General features: G+C 66.0%; 17 protein-coding genes. 7 read left to right on the plus strand and 10 right to left on the minus strand.

Translation table 11 applies throughout. From position 1 onward, the window contains the following. Nucleotides 1-28: 28 nt before the first annotated feature. Complete coding sequence (locus ACJJVR_RS09205; protein WP_405403959.1) at nt 29-688, plus strand: DUF2062 domain-containing protein; 660 nt, start codon at nt 29-31, stop codon at nt 686-688. Here the strand turns inward: ACJJVR_RS09205 and ACJJVR_RS09210 are convergent. The 7 genes from ACJJVR_RS09210 to ACJJVR_RS09240 all read right to left on the minus strand — a co-directional run bounded on the left by ACJJVR_RS09210 (nt 682) and on the right by ACJJVR_RS09240 (nt 8,950). Next, complete coding sequence (locus ACJJVR_RS09210; RefSeq protein WP_405403961.1) at nt 682-1,590, minus strand: 2-hydroxyacid dehydrogenase; 909 nt, start codon at nt 1,588-1,590, stop codon at nt 682-684. The genes ACJJVR_RS09205 and ACJJVR_RS09210 overlap by 7 nt on opposite strands. Continuing rightward, nucleotides 1,587-2,726 (minus strand): rod shape-determining protein RodA, encoded by a 1,140-nt coding sequence (gene rodA / locus ACJJVR_RS09215; RefSeq protein WP_405403963.1) that lies wholly within the window; start codon nt 2,724-2,726, stop codon nt 1,587-1,589. Before rodA ends, ACJJVR_RS09210 begins: the two co-directional genes overlap by 4 nt. Before the next feature lie 4 nt (nt 2,727-2,730). Continuing rightward, the gene (mrdA, locus tag ACJJVR_RS09220) at nt 2,731-4,677 is read right to left on the minus strand and encodes a penicillin-binding protein 2 (RefSeq protein ID WP_405403966.1); all 1,947 of its coding nucleotides are present in this window, start codon (nt 4,675-4,677) and stop codon (nt 2,731-2,733) included. A 10-nt stretch (nt 4,678-4,687) separates the two neighbouring features. Then, the gene (locus tag ACJJVR_RS09225) at nt 4,688-5,209 is read right to left on the minus strand and encodes a rod shape-determining protein MreD (RefSeq protein WP_405403968.1); all 522 of its coding nucleotides are present in this window, start codon (nt 5,207-5,209) and stop codon (nt 4,688-4,690) included. After that, nucleotides 5,206-6,144, minus strand: coding sequence for a rod shape-determining protein MreC (gene mreC, locus ACJJVR_RS09230; protein ID WP_405403970.1), 939 nt, complete (start codon nt 6,142-6,144; stop codon nt 5,206-5,208). Before mreC ends, ACJJVR_RS09225 begins: the two co-directional genes overlap by 4 nt. A 23-nt stretch (nt 6,145-6,167) precedes the next feature. Further along, the gene (locus ACJJVR_RS09235) at nt 6,168-7,202 is read right to left on the minus strand and encodes a rod shape-determining protein (RefSeq protein ID WP_045982734.1); all 1,035 of its coding nucleotides are present in this window, start codon (nt 7,200-7,202) and stop codon (nt 6,168-6,170) included. Nucleotides 7,203-7,387: 185 nt separating this feature from the next. After that, entirely contained in the window at nt 7,388-8,950 is a 1,563-nt protein-coding gene (locus ACJJVR_RS09240) for a 2-isopropylmalate synthase (RefSeq protein WP_405403973.1), read from the minus strand. Between the two features lie 356 nt (nt 8,951-9,306). On the opposite strand from ACJJVR_RS09240, the gene ACJJVR_RS09245 reads away from it, so the two are divergent. The 4 genes from ACJJVR_RS09245 to fucP all read left to right on the plus strand — a co-directional run bounded on the left by ACJJVR_RS09245 (nt 9,307) and on the right by fucP (nt 12,707). Continuing rightward, nucleotides 9,307-9,741, plus strand: a complete 435-nt coding sequence (locus tag ACJJVR_RS09245; protein WP_405403975.1) for a universal stress protein — start codon at nt 9,307-9,309, stop codon at nt 9,739-9,741. A 26-nt stretch (nt 9,742-9,767) separates the two neighbouring features. Further along, on the plus strand, nt 9,768-11,300 hold the full coding sequence (locus tag ACJJVR_RS09250; protein ID WP_405403977.1) for an alanine/glycine:cation symporter family protein: 1,533 nt from the start codon (nt 9,768-9,770) through the stop codon (nt 11,298-11,300). A 114-nt stretch (nt 11,301-11,414) separates the two neighbouring features. After that, nucleotides 11,415-11,645: a hypothetical protein gene (locus ACJJVR_RS09255; protein WP_405403978.1), complete on the plus strand. Its 231-nt coding sequence runs from the start codon at nt 11,415-11,417 to the stop codon at nt 11,643-11,645. Nucleotides 11,646-11,657: 12 nt separating this feature from the next. Then, nucleotides 11,658-12,707, plus strand: coding sequence for an L-fucose:H+ symporter permease (fucP, locus tag ACJJVR_RS09260; protein ID WP_405404428.1), 1,050 nt, complete (start codon nt 11,658-11,660; stop codon nt 12,705-12,707). 88 nt (nt 12,708-12,795) lie between these two features. On the opposite strand, the gene ACJJVR_RS09265 is transcribed toward fucP, so the two are convergent. Both ACJJVR_RS09265 and ACJJVR_RS09270 read right to left on the minus strand, forming a co-directional pair. Then, nucleotides 12,796-13,491 (minus strand): CDP-alcohol phosphatidyltransferase family protein, encoded by a 696-nt coding sequence (locus ACJJVR_RS09265; RefSeq protein WP_405403980.1) that lies wholly within the window; start codon nt 13,489-13,491, stop codon nt 12,796-12,798. 48 nt (nt 13,492-13,539) lie between these two features. Then, a complete protein-coding gene (locus ACJJVR_RS09270; RefSeq protein ID WP_405403982.1) occupies nt 13,540-14,274 on the minus strand; it encodes an SseB family protein in 735 nt (244 codons plus the stop codon). Nucleotides 14,275-14,374: 100 nt separating this feature from the next. Here ACJJVR_RS09270 and ACJJVR_RS09275 point away from each other — a divergent pair, with 100 nt between their 5' ends. Further along, nucleotides 14,375-15,385, plus strand: a complete 1,011-nt coding sequence (locus tag ACJJVR_RS09275; protein ID WP_405403984.1) for a serine hydrolase domain-containing protein — start codon at nt 14,375-14,377, stop codon at nt 15,383-15,385. A 19-nt stretch (nt 15,386-15,404) separates the two neighbouring features. Here ACJJVR_RS09275 and ACJJVR_RS09280 read toward each other — a convergent pair whose 3' ends face one another. After that, entirely contained in the window at nt 15,405-15,854 is a 450-nt protein-coding gene (locus tag ACJJVR_RS09280) for an outer membrane protein assembly factor BamE (protein ID WP_405403986.1), read from the minus strand. A 121-nt stretch (nt 15,855-15,975) separates the two neighbouring features. Between ACJJVR_RS09280 and ACJJVR_RS09285 the strand changes: the two genes are divergently transcribed. Then, nucleotides 15,976-16,512 (plus strand): YceD family protein, encoded by a 537-nt coding sequence (locus ACJJVR_RS09285; protein ID WP_405403987.1) that lies wholly within the window; start codon nt 15,976-15,978, stop codon nt 16,510-16,512. Nucleotides 16,513-16,606: the final 94 nt, after the last annotated feature.

The raw sequence follows: 16,606 nt of genomic DNA on the forward strand, positions 1-16,606 counted from the left end.
CCCCTGCCCGTCACGGATCGGGTTCGCCTTGTTCAAACGCCGCAAACCGCGCAGCTACGGCCAGTTGGCCAGCCAGATGATCTATCCGCCGGGCGGCTGGCGGCGTGCCGGCGCCTATGTCGTACACAGGCTGCGCCGCCTGCCTGACCAGCCCCACCGCATCGCGCGCGGTGTGGCGGCGGGGATCATGGTGAATTTCACGCCGCTGTTCGGGTTCCATTTTCTGTCGGCAGCGGCGGTTGCATGGATCATCCGCGGCAATGTGCTGGCAGCATTGCTGGCGACATTTGTCGGCAACCCGGTGACGCTGCCGTTTATCGCGCTGATGTCGGTCAAGCTGGGCCGTGAGATCCTGGGCCAGCCGGGCGACATGACGCCCCAGTTCATCTTTCATGAGTTTTCGAGGGCCACGGGCGAATTGTGGCACAATCTCAGCGCCGCGTTCGGCCCATCCCGGATGCACTGGCACCACATGGGCGATTTTCTGACACAGGTGTTCTGGCCCTACATGGTCGGCGGCGTGATTCTAGGGTCCATTGCGGGGGTTATCACGCATTACCTGACGGTGCCGATCTTTCTCGCCTATCAGCGTCGCCGCGAGAAAAAGATGGCAGACCGCATCACCCGCGCTTCGACCCGCGCGGCGCAACTGGCGGCAGAGCGGGCCAAGGGCGACACGGATCAATAACCGCGGTCGCGGTCCACCAGATGCAGCAGCGGTCGCCCGTCCATCGCCCGGCGCAGATTGTCGGAAACCACCGGGGCCGCGGTTGCGGGGCGGGTCTCGGCGGCGATATGCGGGGTGACTGTGACCGCGGGATGCGCCCAGAACGGGTGATCAGCAGGCAGCGGTTCGGTACGGAACACGTCCAGCACCGCGTGCCCCGGTCGGCCCCGGTCCAAGCCCCGCAACAGTGCATCGTCATCGATCAGCGTGCCGCGGCCCGGATTGATCAGCCACGCCCCGTCTGGCACCCGTGACAGGCGATCGGCGTCCAGCAACCCGTGCGTGGCGGGCGTATCGGGCAGCAGGCAGATCAGGATCTGTGCGCGTGCCAGCGCCTGGTCCAACTGCGCGATCGGGAGCACCGACACCCCCGGCGCCGCCCGCCCCGAGGCGCTGACGCCGGTCACCGGAAACCCCAGGGCGGTCAGCATCGTCGCCGTGGCCCGCCCCAACTCTCCCATCCCCAGCACGGTCACAGGGCGTTCAGCGGCCAGCGGCGGGACCTGTCCGTTGCGCCAGATGCCGTCCTGAGCATAGCGGTCCATGCCCAGATGGGCGCGCATCGCCCATCCGGCGCAGTATTCCGCCATTCCCTGCCGCAGGCCCGGATCGACCATCCGTGCCAACGGCTGGGTCAGCGTCGCGTTGCCGACGATGCGTTCGACCCCGGCCCACAGGCTCTGCACCAGCCGCACGTTGGCATAGGGCGCGAAATCGGTGATGTCGCCGCCGGGCGCGTAAATGATCGCGTCGAACGTGGCGGGGTCGCCGTCCCGCTGCAGCCGCATCTCGGGGCAGGCCGCGCGCAGGGCGGGGGCCCATTCGGACCACGCGTCATCGCGGGCAGAGAACCGGACCCTCATCGGGGCCTGTGGACATGGGCGGATTGCACCAGCCCGAACCCCAGCATCAGGATCATCAGCGACGTCCCCCCATAGCTGACCAGCGGCAGCGGCGACCCCTTGGCGGGCAGCAGCCCCATCACGGTCGCCATGTTGATCGCGAAATACAGAAAGAACGCGCCGGATATGCCGATGGTGATCAGGCTGGCAAATCGGTCCCGATTGCTGAGCGCCGAATACAGGCAGAACCCCAGGATCAGCATGTACAGCACCAGAAGGGACGACGCGCCGATGAAACCGAACTCTTCGGACAGGACGGTAAAGATGAAGTCGGTGTGCTTTTCAGGCAGAAAATTCAGCCGCGACTGTGTGCCCTGCATGAACCCGCGGCCCGACAACCCGCCCGACCCCAATGCGATCTGGCTTTGAATGATGTTATAGCCCGCACCCAGAGGGTCGGAGGTCGGGTCCAGGAACGTGTCGATGCGGCGGAACTGATAGTCGCGCAGCAGTTGCCAGTCGGTGCCACGGCTGCGCATGACCGCAACCACCAGCCCGACCGCCGCCCCGATCACCACCCCGAAATACCACAGCGACACGCCCGCGGCGAACATGACGATCCCGCCCCCCGCGATCAGCATGATCGAGGTGCCAAGGTCCGGCTGCATCAGCACCAGCGCGGTGGGCGCCAGGATCAGCAGCACTGGCACAATGACCCACAGGGGCCGTGATACGCGGGTCAACGGCAACCAGTCGTAATACGCGGCCAGCAGCAGGACCAACGAGATCTTCATCAGTTCGGACGGTTGGATGCGAATCGGGCCGATGTCGATCCAGCGCTGTGCACCCATGCCGATGACGCCGAACATGTCGACCGCCACCAGCATCAGGAAGCACGCCACATAGGCGGCGACGGAAATCCCCCGCCAGAACCACATCGGCACAAAGGCCAGCCCCAACATGATCACCATGCCCACGGCAAAGCGGATCATCTGCGGCTCGGCCCAGGTGTCCATGCGACCGCCCGCGACCGAATACAGCATCAGAAACCCGATGCAGCAGACGGCGGTGATCAGCAGGACCAGCGGCCAGTTGATGTACAGCACCTTGCGGAACCCCGTCGGGACCTGCGCCACCTGATAGTCGAGATAGGACATCGCGTTACGCCCTGCTGCGGCCGGGGCGCGGGGCCTCGGGCTGGTAAAGGTGCATGGCGTCGTGGCGGGCCTCCAGCGCGGCGCGCTGATCGGACGGCACGGCGTCGGATGGTGGCAGCCCGCCGTTCAGCGCGAACAGCAGGATGTCGCGCGCGATGGGCGCGGCCACGGCCGATCCGCCGCCGCCATGTTCGACCACCAGCGAAATTGCGTATTTCGGCGCGTCAAAGGGCGCATAGGCCACGAACAGCGCGTGATCGCGCCGCTCCCACGGCAGCTGGTCGTTCGAGATGACGCCGCGGGCGCGCTCGGCGGCGGTGATGTTGCGGACCTGGCTGGTGCCGGTCTTGCCCGCCATGCGCCATTCGTCGCGCGTGATGCGGGCGCTGCGGGCCGTGCCACGCGCGCTGTTCATCACCGCATCCATGCCAAGCCGCGCGACACGCAGCGATGCCGGGCTGATGTCCAGCAGCGGGTATTCGGGCGGCGGCTGCCGGACGCCATCGACGGACCGGATCAGCTGTGGCCGGACCTCGCGCCCCGACGCGATGCGTGCGGTCATCACCGCCAGCTGCAGGGGCGATGCCAGCACAAAGCCCTGCCCGATGGACGCATTCAGGCTGTCGCCGATCTGCCACGCCTGACCGTGGCGGGCCATTTTCCAGGCACGGTCGGGGGCGATCCCCTCGGCCACCGCAGACATGGGCAGGTCGTGGCGCTGACCCAGGCCCAGTTTTCGCGCCATGATGGCGATGCGGTCGATGCCAACCCGCTGCGCAAGCTCATAGAAATAGACGTCACAACTTTCTTCCAGGCTTTTGATCGCATCGACGGTGCCATGCCCGCCGCGCCGCCAGCAGTGGAACCGACGGCCGCCCAGTTCCGTGTGGCCGGGGCAATAGAACCGGCTGCCCGCGTCGATGACCCCAGCCTCCAGGCCCGCCATCAGCGTGACCATCTTGAAGGTCGAGCCGGGGGGATAGACGCCCTGCACCGTTTTGTCGGCCAGGGGTCGGTGGTCGTGGTCCATCAGCGCGCGGTATTCGGGGCTGCTGATGCCACGCACGAACTTGTTCGGATCGAAACTGGGCGACGAACAGATCGACAGCAATTCGCCGGTCTGACAGTCGGTGACCACGGCGGCGGCGCTTTCGGTGCCCATCCGCTGTGCGGCGTAATTCTGCAACGCCGCGTCCAGCGTCAGCTGCAGCGTGGCCCCCTGTTCGCCCTGCTGGCGCGACAGCTGGCGCATCTCGCGGCCCTGGCTGTTCACTTCGACGCGGCGGGCGCCCGCCTTGCCGCGCAGGATCTCCTCCATGCGGCCCTCGACGCCGATCTTGCCCAGCTGGAAATCCGGCAACAGCAGGACCGGGTCCGGGTCCTCGATCCGCGACAGGTCGTAATCACTGACGGGGCCGACATAGCCCATGACATGCGCGAAATCGCCCGCCCGCGGATAGGCCCGCGACAGCGCCGATTCGGGCGTGACGCCGGGCAGCGACGGCGCGTTGACGGCAATGGCGCTGAACTGTTCCCACGACAGCCGGTCCGCCAGCACGATGGGGGTGATGGCGCTGCGACGGGAAAACTCCTCCATCAGCTCGGCCATGCGGGCATCGGTCATGGGCACCAGCCGCGACAGGCGATGCAGCACGGCCTGCACGTCGCCGCCAGCCTCTTCGCGGGTCAGGGTGACGCGGTAATTCTGTTCGTTGCCGGCGATGATGATCCCATTGCGGTCCAGAATCAGCCCGCGCGACGGCGGCAACAGCCGGATCTTGATCGAGTTTCCATCCGCCAGGGTGCGGTATTCCTCGGCATGGTCCAGCTGCATCGACCGCATCTTCAGCGCCAGCGTGGTGACGGTGGCCACCTGAATCCCGGCCAGCATCAGCCCGCGCCGGGTGATCTGGCGGGTGCTGTCCATGATCTCGCGTTGGGACTTCTTCATGTCGTTGTCCTCATGTCGGATCGCCGCGGCCCGGACGCCGCAGCCCGATCAACCCGCGCGCACCAAAGACGACCAGCGGATAGGCCGCAACCGTCGCCAGGAATTGCAGGATCACCTGCCCCAGGGCCGCCACCTGCAGCATGAACACGATCAGCACCAGGCGATAGCCCAGCATCATCAACCCGATCAGCATGCCCACGCGAAGCCATTCAACCATGAATGGCTGGTCGCGCCAACGGGGCTCTCGCAGACGTGCGGCCTCGGACCCCAGCAGGACCATCGCGGTCCACAGGCCCAGGGGGCGCATCAACAGCATGTCCTCGATCACGACGGCCAGCACGATGACCGGGGCCGCCAGCTGGTCGGGACGGCGCAGCACCCAGGCCAGGATCAGCGCCAGCCCCAGATCGGGACCGGGCCAGCCCATGATCCCCGCCGACAGCGGCAGCAACCGCACGAACAGCAGCGCCCAGATTGACGCCAGAAACACCAGCGTCCCCAGGACAAAGCTGCGGCTTGGCAGCTGGATCATGGCGTCGAGCCCGGGTCCAGCGGATCGCTGGCCGCCGCCGCATCGACCGGAGAGACGGGCAGCTGCGGCCCGATCAGCCCGGTGTCCTGACCCAGAATCACGGCGGCGCTGTCGATCACGGCCTCGGCCGGGTGGGACCGCAGGACGCGCAGGAATTCCAGCCGTTCGTAATCGGCGGCCATGCGCAGGCGCAGCCGCCCGTCGCTGCCCTGTGCGACCTGCCCGACCAGCAGACCGCCGGGAAACACGCCGCCGTCGCCCGATGTCACCACCCGGTCGCCGGGGCGCACGTTGTCGCCCTGTTCGACGAATTCCAGCAGCGGCAGGGGCGTGTTGTCACCCGTCAGCAGCGCGCGTTCGCCGGTCGGCTGGACCGTCACCGGCAGGCGCGACGACGGGTCGGTCAACAGCACGACACGGCTGGTCCGGTTGCCGACGCCCGAAATGCGCCCGACCAGACCCAGCCCGTCCATCGTGGCCCAACCCTCGATGATGCCGTCCTGGGCGCCGACATTCAGCAGGACCGACTGGCGGAACGCCGACCCGCTGTCGACCATCACCACGCCGGTGACGCTGGTCAGCGCCGGGTCGATGCGCACGTTGTTCTGCGCCATCAGCTTGGAGTTTTCCTGCTCCAGCTGGACGGCGGCCTCGCGCCAGGCGGACATGCGCTGCAATTCACGGCGCAGTTCCTGGTTCTGTTCATAGATGCGGGCATAGCTTTGAAAGCCCGCGACCATCTGCGTGACCTTGGTCACCGGCGACACGGCCCATTCGAACCGCGGCACGATGCGGTCGATCATCGCCGTGCGCATCATCTCGGCCCGCGGGCTGTCGATGCGCCAGAACAGGAACACCGCCAACAGCGCAAGCGCCATCACCGCGATCAGGACGCGGCGGACGGGGGTGGCGAAATCGGTGCTCTTCTGCGCCATTCAGGCGCTCCCTGCCTGCGCGATCAGCTGTCGTAATCGATGACGTGACGCAGCTGCTTTTCGAACTCCAGCGCCTTGCCGGTGCCCAACGCGACACAGCTCATCGGCTGGTCGGCCAGGCTGATCGACAGACCGGTCTGCTCGCGCAGCGCCAGATCCAGCTCGCCCAGCATCGCGCCGCCGCCGGTCAGCATCACGCCCCGGTCGACGATGTCGGCGGCCAGATCCGGCGGCGTCGCCTCCAGCGCCACCATCACGGCCTCGCAGATGGCCTGCACAGGTTCGGACAGGGCCTCGGCGACCATGGCCTGGCTGATCTCGATTTCCTTGGGGATGCCGTTCAGCAGGTCGCGGCCGCGCACCATCAGCGTGGCGCCGCGCCCATCATCGGGCATGCGGGCGGTGCCGATGCTGGTCTTGATGCGTTCAGCGGTCGATTCGCCGATCAGCATGTTCTGGTTGCGGCGCAGATAGTTGATGATCGCCTCGTCCATGCGGTCACCGCCGATGCGGACGGACCGGGCATAGACGACGTCGCCCAGCGACAGGACCGCGACCTCGGTGGTGCCGCCGCCGATGTCGACGACCATGCTGCCGGTGGGTTCGGTGATGGGCATGCCCGCGCCGATGGCGGCCGCGATGGGTTCAGCGATCAGACCTGCCTTGCGCGCGCCTGCGGACAGAACCGACTGGCGGATCGCCCGTTTCTCGACCGGGGTCGCGCCGTGGGGGACGCAGACGATGATCTTGGGCTTGGAAAAGGTCGTGCGCTTGAACACTTTCTTGATGAAATGCTTGATCATCTGCTCGGCGCTGTCGAAATCGGCAATGACGCCTTCGCGCATCGGGCGGATCGCCTCGATGGATCCGGGCGTGCGGCCCAGCATCAGTTTCGCGTCCTCTCCGACGGCCAGAACGACCCGCTTGCCGTCCTTGACGTGATAGGCCACGACCGAGGGCTCGTTCAGGATGATGCCCTTGCCCTTGACATAGATCAGCGTGTTCGCCGTCCCCAGGTCGATTGCGATGTCGGTCGAAAACAAACCGCCGAATGCCATGCCCGTATCCTTTTCCTGCCGGTTGGCCCGGCCTGCCCTGTTTTGAAGGTTCGTGATCGCCCTGACGGACGTGGCCCCGTATAGAGTCCCTTCGCGCATGCGAAAAGCCCCGATCCATACGATGGCGGCATCTTGCGGACGGTCGTTGCGGCACGGGCGCGGCAGGGCGCCCCCGTGCCACGCGATCAGTGCGAATACATGCTGATCTGTTTGGCATCCGTGTCGCGACCGGTCATCGCCCGGCGCACGATCAGCCGGTTCAGCGCACCGACATAGGCCTTGACCGACGCCAGGATCGTATCGGTGTCGGCGGCCTGACCGGTGACGATGCGGCCCTCTTCCTCCATCCGGACGCTGACGGTGGCCTGGGCATCGGTGCCCTCGGTCACGGCGTGAACCTGATACAGCTGCAGCCGCGCCACATGCGGAAAGATCTCGCGCACCGCGTTGAAACAGGCGTCGACCGGGCCGTCGCCGGTGGTCTCGGCCCGCTTTTCGACGCCGTCCACGATCATCGTCAGGTCGGCCGACTGTCCATCGCTGCCGCAGATGACGCGCAGGTGTTTGACCTGCAGGTGATCCTCGGCAGTGTTGGCGGCGGCGTCCAGCACCAGCGCGATGATGTCGTCGTCAAACACCTCTTTCTTGCGGTCGGCCAGGGCCTTGAACCGCACAAAGATGTCCTTCAGCTGATTGTCACCGACCTCGTATCCCAGATCGGCCAGTTTGGCACGCAGGGCCGCACGGCCCGAATGCTTGCCCATGGCAATGTTGTTCTCGTTCAGGCCGATATCGGCGGGGCGCATGATCTCGAACGTCTCGACGTTCTTCAGCACGCCATCCTGATGGATGCCGCTTTCATGCAGAAACGCGTTCTTGCCCACGATCGCCTTGTTGAACTGCACCGGAAAACCCGACACGGCCGCCACGCGACGCGAAATCCCCATGATCTTGGTCGTATCGATGCCCGTCTGATAGGGCATGATGTCGTTGCGGACCCGCATCGCCATCACGACCTCCTCCAGCGCGGTGTTGCCCGCACGTTCGCCCAGACCGTTGATGGTGCATTCGATCTGGCGCGCGCCTGCCTCGACGGCGGCCAGCGCGTTGGCGGTCGCCATGCCCAGGTCGTTGTGACAATGCGTGGCAAAGATGATCTGATCCGCGCCGGGCACCCGCTCCAGCAGCATGCGGATCAGGGCTGCGCTTTCGCGGGGCGCGGTATAGCCGACGGTATCGGGAATGTTGATCGTCGTGGCACCGGCCTTGATGGCGATTTCCACCACCCGGCACAGGTAATCATGTTCCGTCCGCGTGGCATCCATGGGCGACCATTGCACGTTGTCGCACAGGTTGCGCGCGTGGGTCACGGTCTGGTGGATGCGGTCCGCCATCTGGTCCATGTCCAGGTTCGGGATCGCCCGGTGCAGGGGCGACGTGCCGATGAACGTGTGGATGCGCGGCTGGCGGGCATGCTTCACCGCCTCCCAGCAGCGGTCGATGTCCGGGATCTGCGCGCGGGCCAGGCCGCAGATGACGCTGTTCCGCGACAGTCGCGCAATTTCGGACACGGCAGCGAAATCGCCTTCGGATGCAATGGGAAACCCGGCCTCGATCACATCGACGCCCATTTCGTCCAGCATGGCGGCGATTTCCATCTTTTCCGCATGGGACATGGTGGCGCCGGGGGACTGTTCGCCGTCGCGCAGCGTGGTGTCAAAGATCACGACGCGGTTCTGTTCGGTCATTGGCTTGGTCTTTCTTACGTGGTCCTGTGGGGTGCCCGGGCGCTGACCTGTCTGAGCGGCGGCCCGGAAGACCCGCTCAGCGCAGCGTAAGAAGCAGCAGACCGCGAAGCTGCACGGCCAGACGCGCGCCATGGGGCGCGGTGCGGGCGGTGGCGATGTGGCGCGTTCGGGTCATGCCCGCGAATATGCCCATCCGCGCCCATCTTGGAAACCCCTGATCGACACCGCTCGTCCGCAAGGCAGTTCAGGCCTTTGCGATTGTAGCGACACATTTATGTCTGGCACCGCGCGGCAAGCCTGCCTATCCTTTCATCACGACAACGAAAAAAACGAAACCCAACAGATGAGGGCACGATATGTCACGCAAGATCGTCGTCGGATTCGACGGCAGTGATGCCTCGATCCGCGCCTTGGACTTTGCCATCTCCCGCGCGCAGGCACAGGGCGACAACATCCTGATCGCCCATGTCCTGGAATGGTCGCCCTACAGCTTTCTGACGCCAAGCGAGGTCGAGGAACGGCACCGGCGCCGCAAGGAAGAACTTCAGCGCGCCGAAGCCGCGATCCTGACGCCCATGGTCAGGCGGGTCGAGGATGCCGGCATCCCCTGCGCCACCACCCTTCGCTATGGCCACATCGCCGAAACGCTGTGCCGCATCGCCAAGGATGAAAGCGCGGCGATGATTTTCATCGGGCGGATGGGCGATTCGGGGTTCGCCTCGCGCATCTTCGGATCAGTCGCGGCAACCCTGGCGCAGGTCGCGCCGGTGCCCGTGGTCATCGTGCCATGACCGGCCAAGCAACAGGGATGACAGCTATGAAAACACGCATCACGGCCGCAGCCCTCGCGGCGCTGGCCGCAGGCCCCGCCGCGGCCCAGGGCATCGACGAGGCCGTCAACCAGGTCTTTGCCAATTCGACCGGCTGGTTCGTCAGCCTGATCTTTTCCAATTTTCCGGGCACCAGCTTTCCCTGGATCGTGGCGTGGCTGGTGATCGCCGCGTCGACCTTTACCGTCTATTTCGGCGTCATCCAGCTGCGCGCCTTCGGCCATGCCTTGGCGCTGGTGCGGGGCGATTATTCCGACCCCAACGACGCCGGAGAGGTCAGCCACTTTCAGGCCCTGACCACCGCCCTGTCGGGCACGGTGGGCCTGGGCAACATCGCGGGCGTCGCGGTGGCGGTCAGCATCGGTGGACCCGGTGCCACATTCTGGATGATCCTGGCGGGCCTCATGGGCATGGCGTCCAAGTTCACCGAATGCACGCTTGGCGTCAAATATCGCAATGAATACGCCGACGGCACCGTGTCGGGCGGTCCGATGTACTACATGGTCAAGGGTTTTGCCGAACGCGGCCTGCCGGGCGGGCGCATCCTGGCGGTGCTGTTCGCGATCTTCTGCATCCTGGGCAGCTTTGGCGGCGGCAACATGTTCCAGGCCAACCAGGCCCATGCCCAGCTGATCAATGTGATGGGCGACTATCCCGGCTGGATCACCGGCGTGGTGATGGCCGTCATCGTGTTCCTGGTGATCGTGGGCGGTCTGAAATCGATCGCCAGCGTGACCGAAAAGATCGTGCCCTTCATGGCGGCGTTGTATGTCGCCACGGCGCTGATCATCATCGTCATGAACTATGACATGATCGGCACGGCCTTCTATCAGATCTTTGCGGGTGCGTTCACCAATGACGGGGTCGTGGGCGGCGCGATCGGTGCGCTGATCCAGGGCTTTCGCCGGGCGGCATTCTCGAACGAGGCCGGTATCGGTTCGGCCGCCATCGCCCACAGCGCCGTGCGCACCAAGGAGCCGATCACCGAAGGGTTCGTGTCGCTGCTGGAGCCGTTCATCGACACCGTGGTGATCTGCACCATGACCGCGCTGGTGATCATCATCACCGGACAGCTGATCGCCGACCCGACCACCGGCATGTTCGCCCTGAACGAGGCCGGTGACCAGATCCGCACCGTCACCGGCAACACCGGCGTCGCGCTGACATCGGACGCCTTCAGCAGCGCGTTCGGGTGGTTCCGCTATATTCTGGTGGTCGCGGTGGTCATGTTCGCCTTTTCCACCATGATCTCGTGGAGCTATTACGGCCTCAAGGCCTGGACCTTTTTGTTCGGAGAGGGTCAGACCAAGGAGCTGATCTTCAAGATCATCTTCTGCCTGTTCGTGGTCATCGGCGCTTCGGCCAGCCTGGGACCGGTCATCGACTTTTCCGACGCGATGATCTTTGCGATGGCGATCCCGAACATCATCGCGCTGTACCTGCTGATGCCCGTCGTCAAAACAGAGATGAACCGCTATCTGGCCCGCCTGAAATCGGGCGAGATCCGCAAGTACGAATAGCGGCCGCGATATCGGCACGCGACAGGGGGCGGGCAACCGCCCCCTTTTTCATTCGCGGTGGTCCCCCCCGCCGATCTGTGCCAGACGCCGCCCCGTCCGCGCAGGAGAAAGCCGATGCCGAAACCCCCCTTTGTCCACCCCGGAATGCGCGCGCCCTTTGCGCTGCTGGTGACCTGCTTTGCGGCCTGGGGGATCGCGGCGAACATGACCGATCCGCTGGTCCAGGTCTTCTCGCGCATCTTTTCGATGTCGACGCTGCAGGCGTCCTTTGTCCAGTTCGCCTATTACGGGGCCTATTTCCTGCTGGCCCTGCCTGCGGCCTTCATCAACCGGCGCTTCTCCTAAAAGACGGGCATCCTGACCGGCCTCGGTTGCGCGGTCGCGGGCGCATTCCTGTTCTATCCGGCAGCTCAGGCCATGACCTTTGGCTATTTCCTGGCGGCGCTGTTCCTGCTGGCGGGCGGGCTGTCGATCCTGGAGACCTCGGCCAACCCGTTCGTCATCGCGATGGGCCCTGACGGCAACGCCACGCGCCGCCTGAACCTGGCGCAGGCCTTCAACCCGGTCGGCACGAATATCGGCGTCTTTCTGGCCGCGACGCTGATCCTGCCGCGACTGAACCCGGCGACCGACGCCGAACGCGCCGCCATGCCCGCGACGGCGCTGGAACAGATCCAGCGCGCGGAGCTGTCCGCGGTCATGACGCCCTATGTCGGGCTGGCCTTCGTGCTGCTGGCGATCTGGGTCGCCATCGCGTTCCTGCGCATCCCGACCGACCGCGAATCCATCGCCCCCGATGCCGCACGCGTCCAGTTCGCACCGACCTTGCGGCGGCTGCTGTCCAATCGCCACTATGTGTTCGGTGTCGTGGCCCAGTTCTTCAACGTGGCCGCCCAGACCTGCGTCTGGACCTTTACCATCCAGTACGTGATCGCCACCATCGGCGGGACCGAGGCGCAGGCCGGATGGTATCTGCAGGCCAGCCTGATCGTGTTCCTGATCGCGCGGTTCGTGATGGTCGGCGTGATGGGCGTGATCCGGCCCGCCGCGCTGCTGAGCGTCATGGCGCTGGCGGGGACCGCCCTGTGCCTGTTCGCGGCGACCGGGCCGGGGCTGGCGGGCATCTGGGCGGTGGTCGCCGTGTCGGCCTGCCTGTCGCTGATGTTTCCCACCATCTATGGCATCGCCTTGCACGGTCTGGGCGATGACACCAAGTTCGGCGCCGCGGGGCTGGTCATGGCGATCCTGGGGGGCGCGATCGTGCCCCTGATCCATGGCGCGGTGATGGATTCCGGCGGGGCGGCGCTGTCCTATGTGGTGCCGGGGCTGTGCTTTCTGGTCGTGGCGGCGTTCGGGCTGTTCGACCTGCGATCGACGTGCCATGCCGATGGTGCATCGCCGCGTTGATCACCCGGACGGTTGTCCGGAACGTCGACGACCGGGCGGCGTACGGGAAACGACCGCCCCATATGGGGCCATGGCGGCTGTATGTGTCCTAGCGGCGGCGTTGCAGGATCATCTGCTGCGCGGCGCCCGCCACCAGCAACCACCCCGACGTCAGCACCAGCCCCCAGATCGCCCAGCTTTCCGGATGGAAATCGACCGCCGCGGCCCAGCCCGCGAACAACACCCAGGCCAACGCAACCGGGAACGACACCGCCTGCCAACGCTTGGTCCGGACGGGGTGGATGAACTTGATGTTGGTGAACATCGCGGCGCTCAGCATGGTCACGACCAGCAGGATGATGATCCAGTGCGGCTGGACCGCGAACAGGACCAGAATCACCATGTTCCAGCAGCCGGGAAAGCCCGCAAAGGAATTGTCCCGCGTCTTCATGCGTGTATCCGCGAAATAGACGACGCTGGTGAACACGATCACGATGATCGCGAACCACCCCGTCCAGCCCGACAGCAGGCCCGACTGGAACAGCGCGAAGGCCGGGATGAACACATAGGTCAGATAGTCGATGATCAGGTCCATCAGCACGCCGTCATAGGCGGGCCAGTTCTTCTTGACGTCGTAACGACGCGCCAGCGGACCATCGATGCCGTCAACGACAAAGGCCACTACCAGCCACAGGAACATCAGGGCCCAGTCCGCCTGCACGGCGGCCAGCATCGCCAGCATGGCCAGCACGGCTCCGGTTGCGGTCAGAAGGTGGACGGCGAGGGCTTTGTGACGCATCTGCATGCGGTTTAATGGCAAATTGAAACCCGCAGTGCAACCGGGCTTGCCTGTTCAGCGCAGGATCGGCGGACCCTTTGGGCGCGGTGCCGGTTCCTCGGGCGCGGGGGGCGTCAGATCGAACAGCAGCGATCCGGCAGGCGGCGGTGCGTCGGAAAAGCTGATATCGACGCCGCCGGGCTGGGCGGGCAGAAAGGCCAGCGCCTCGGCCAGGGCCTTGGCGATGGCGGGCTGGCGGTCGACGGGCGCGCCGGCGATGACCAGCAAATGCCCGGCACCGTCCCCCGATGCCCCGACCAGCGCCGCCCCTGCGACCAGACCGCGCAGGTCCGCCAGCCGTTCGGCCAGCGGATCGGCCAGGGCCTGTGCGACCTGCGCATCGGGCGCGGTCAGGCGCAGACGGGCCTGACCCTGTTCGGGCGCAGCATCCAGCGCACCGGTCAGCCAGTCCAGCATGCCGGTATCCAGCAGCATTTCCGACGGTTGGCCCGGATTGACCAGCAACCCGGCCCCGTCCGCATTCAACAGCCCCGCCAGCACCCGCCCCGGCAGCGCGGCGTAAGCAACTGAATGGCCAAAGAAATCAGCCAGCCGATCCTCGGCGTCGCAGGCCAGCGCGACACGGGTGCCGTCCAGATCAAAGATCTGCAGTTCGACCTGATCGTGGACGGGTTCACGCAGCAATGCCACGGTCAGTTCCGTATCGGCCAGCCGCGACAGCATGCGCGCGCGTTGCGGCGCGTCCGCGTCGTGGAACGGAACGGGGGCAAGATCATCCAGCGCGCTCATGGTCGGGCCTTTCCGCAGGGGCTGGCCAAGCGGTAAAGCCCGCGCCGCCCCCACGCAAGCGTGATTGCCCATGGCCAGCCCCCCGTCCCATATTGTGCGCATGAAAAGACGCGCCCTGATCCTGACCGCCGCCGCCCTGCCCCTATTGGCAGCCCCCCGCATCGCCCGCGCCAGCCTGACGCCCCTGCTATCGCAGGCCTCTGCGTTGGAGCCTTTGCGTGCCATCGCCCTGTGGCAGGACGATGGCGCGCAAGGGGTCGAACTGGCGGCACAGGGCTATCACGGCTTTACCCCGGACAGCCCCACGAACATCAAGTCGGCCTCGAAATCGGTCGTCTCCGCGTTGGCAGGGATCGCGATCGGGCGCGGCCTGCTGGAGGGTCCGGACCAGCCCATCGCGCCATTGCTGCGCAGCGACCTGCCCGCATCGGCCGACCCGCGCATGGCGCGTGTCACCCTGGGAAACCTGCTGTCGATGCAGGCTGGGCTGGAACGCCAGTCGGGGCAGAACTATGGCCGATGGGTCAGCAGTCCGAATTGGGTGCGCAGCGCGCTGGCCGCGCCCTTTGTCCAGGACCCCGGCACGCGCATGCAGTATTCGACCGCATCGACCCATCTGGTCGCCGCCATTCTGACCCGTGTCACCGAAAGCCCCCTGCTGGAGGTCGCGCGCGATTGGTTGTCACCGATCCCCGGTTTCCGCATCACCGGGTGGGACCGCGATCCACAGGGGATCTATCTGGGCGGCAACCAGATGGCGATGAGCACCCGGTCCCTGCTGGCATTCGGCGCGATGTACGCGCGCGGCGGCCAGGCGGGTGGGCGGCAGGTCGTTCCCGCCGCATGGATCGACGAAAGCTGGCAGCGCAGAACCTCCAGCATCTTCAGCGGTCAGGGTTATGGCTATGGGTGGTTTCTGGGCCGGATGGCCGGGCGGGACGTGCGCTATGGCTGGGGCTATGGCGGGCAGATGGTCTATGTGTTTCCCGCGACGCGCCGCCAGCCGGCCCTGTCGATCGCCATGACGTCGAACCCGGACCTGCCATCAGGGCGTACCGGGCACCGTGACGATCTGCATCGCCTGGCGGGTCAGTTGGCGGGCGCGGTCTAGACGACCGCGCCCCGCCCGATCATTCGATGAAGTCGCCGGCCTGGAAGTTGCCAAGGTTCCCCAGCAGCTGACCGATGAACGAGATGTCGGTCACGCTGCCATCCGTCACGCGACGCGACAGGGTGACGACGCGCCCACGTTCCAGGCCAAAGGTTTCGACATTGCTGACCACGCCCGTGGGCGCAAAGGAAACGGCGACGACGGTTCGGTCGATCTCTTTGGCGGCGGCGGGGCCAAGGCGCCGCCAGCGCGATCCGACATAGTACCAGCCGGACCCGGTCAAAAGGCCCTGGGCCGATGGGCGACCGATCAGGCCGGGCAGATCGTCCATCGTCGTCTGACCCGGCACGATCTGTGCCAGTTCCAGATCCGGGGGGACGTATCCGTGGTTCCGTTCGATGGGTGTACAGGCGGCAAGCCCGAGGACAGCCAGAAACGCCAGTGTCATCAGGCTTCTGATGGCGGACATGGGCGGGATCCCTCCTTGGGGCGGTTGACGCGGCCCGCCCTGACTAGCAAACTCGGCCACCCTGCTCAAGAATATCAATCCTCGGGGTCACGCGCCCCGCGCCGCATGACAAAGGCCCGACATGATCACCCCCGAATCGCACCCGCAACGGCTGCGCGTCGCGCACCTGAACCCGAACACGGCGACGACCTTTCACCTGCGCCCCGACGAAGGCGTGCGCAATGCCCTGGCCACCGAGATGGGACTGGACGCGCTGGCGCGCCTGGACTTTCGCGGAACGCTGCGCGCGCATGGCACTGACAGCTGGCTTCTGACGGCCACGCTGGCCGCGCGTGTGACGCAGCCCTGCGTCATCACGCTGAAACCCGTGCGCACGGACATTTCCGAACCGGTGCGCATCCAGTTCTCTCCGCATGTGGCCGCCCCCGAAGGCGACGAGGCCGAGATGCCGGACGAGACGCTGGAACCCCTGGGCAACTTTATCGACCTGACCGCCATCATGGTCGAGGCGCTGTCGCTGGCCCTGCCCGCCTATCCGCGGGCCGAGGGCGCCACCCTGCCGCAATCCCTCGCGGTCGATGACGACGAGGCGGCCGATACACGGCGACCCTTTGCCGGGCTGGACAAGCTGCTGGGCACGAACAAGCCCGAATCCTGATTGCCGTGGCGTGGCCATCGGGCCACAGGCGGGCGCGAAATGCGCCTGACGCCACCGGCGGGGGGCGCAATCGGGGGCATTTCACGGCAAGTGG

Origin of the sequence: Paracoccus sp. Ld10 (genome assembly GCF_045064235.1) — a bacterium.
Taxonomy (GTDB): domain Bacteria; phylum Pseudomonadota; class Alphaproteobacteria; order Rhodobacterales; family Rhodobacteraceae; genus Paracoccus.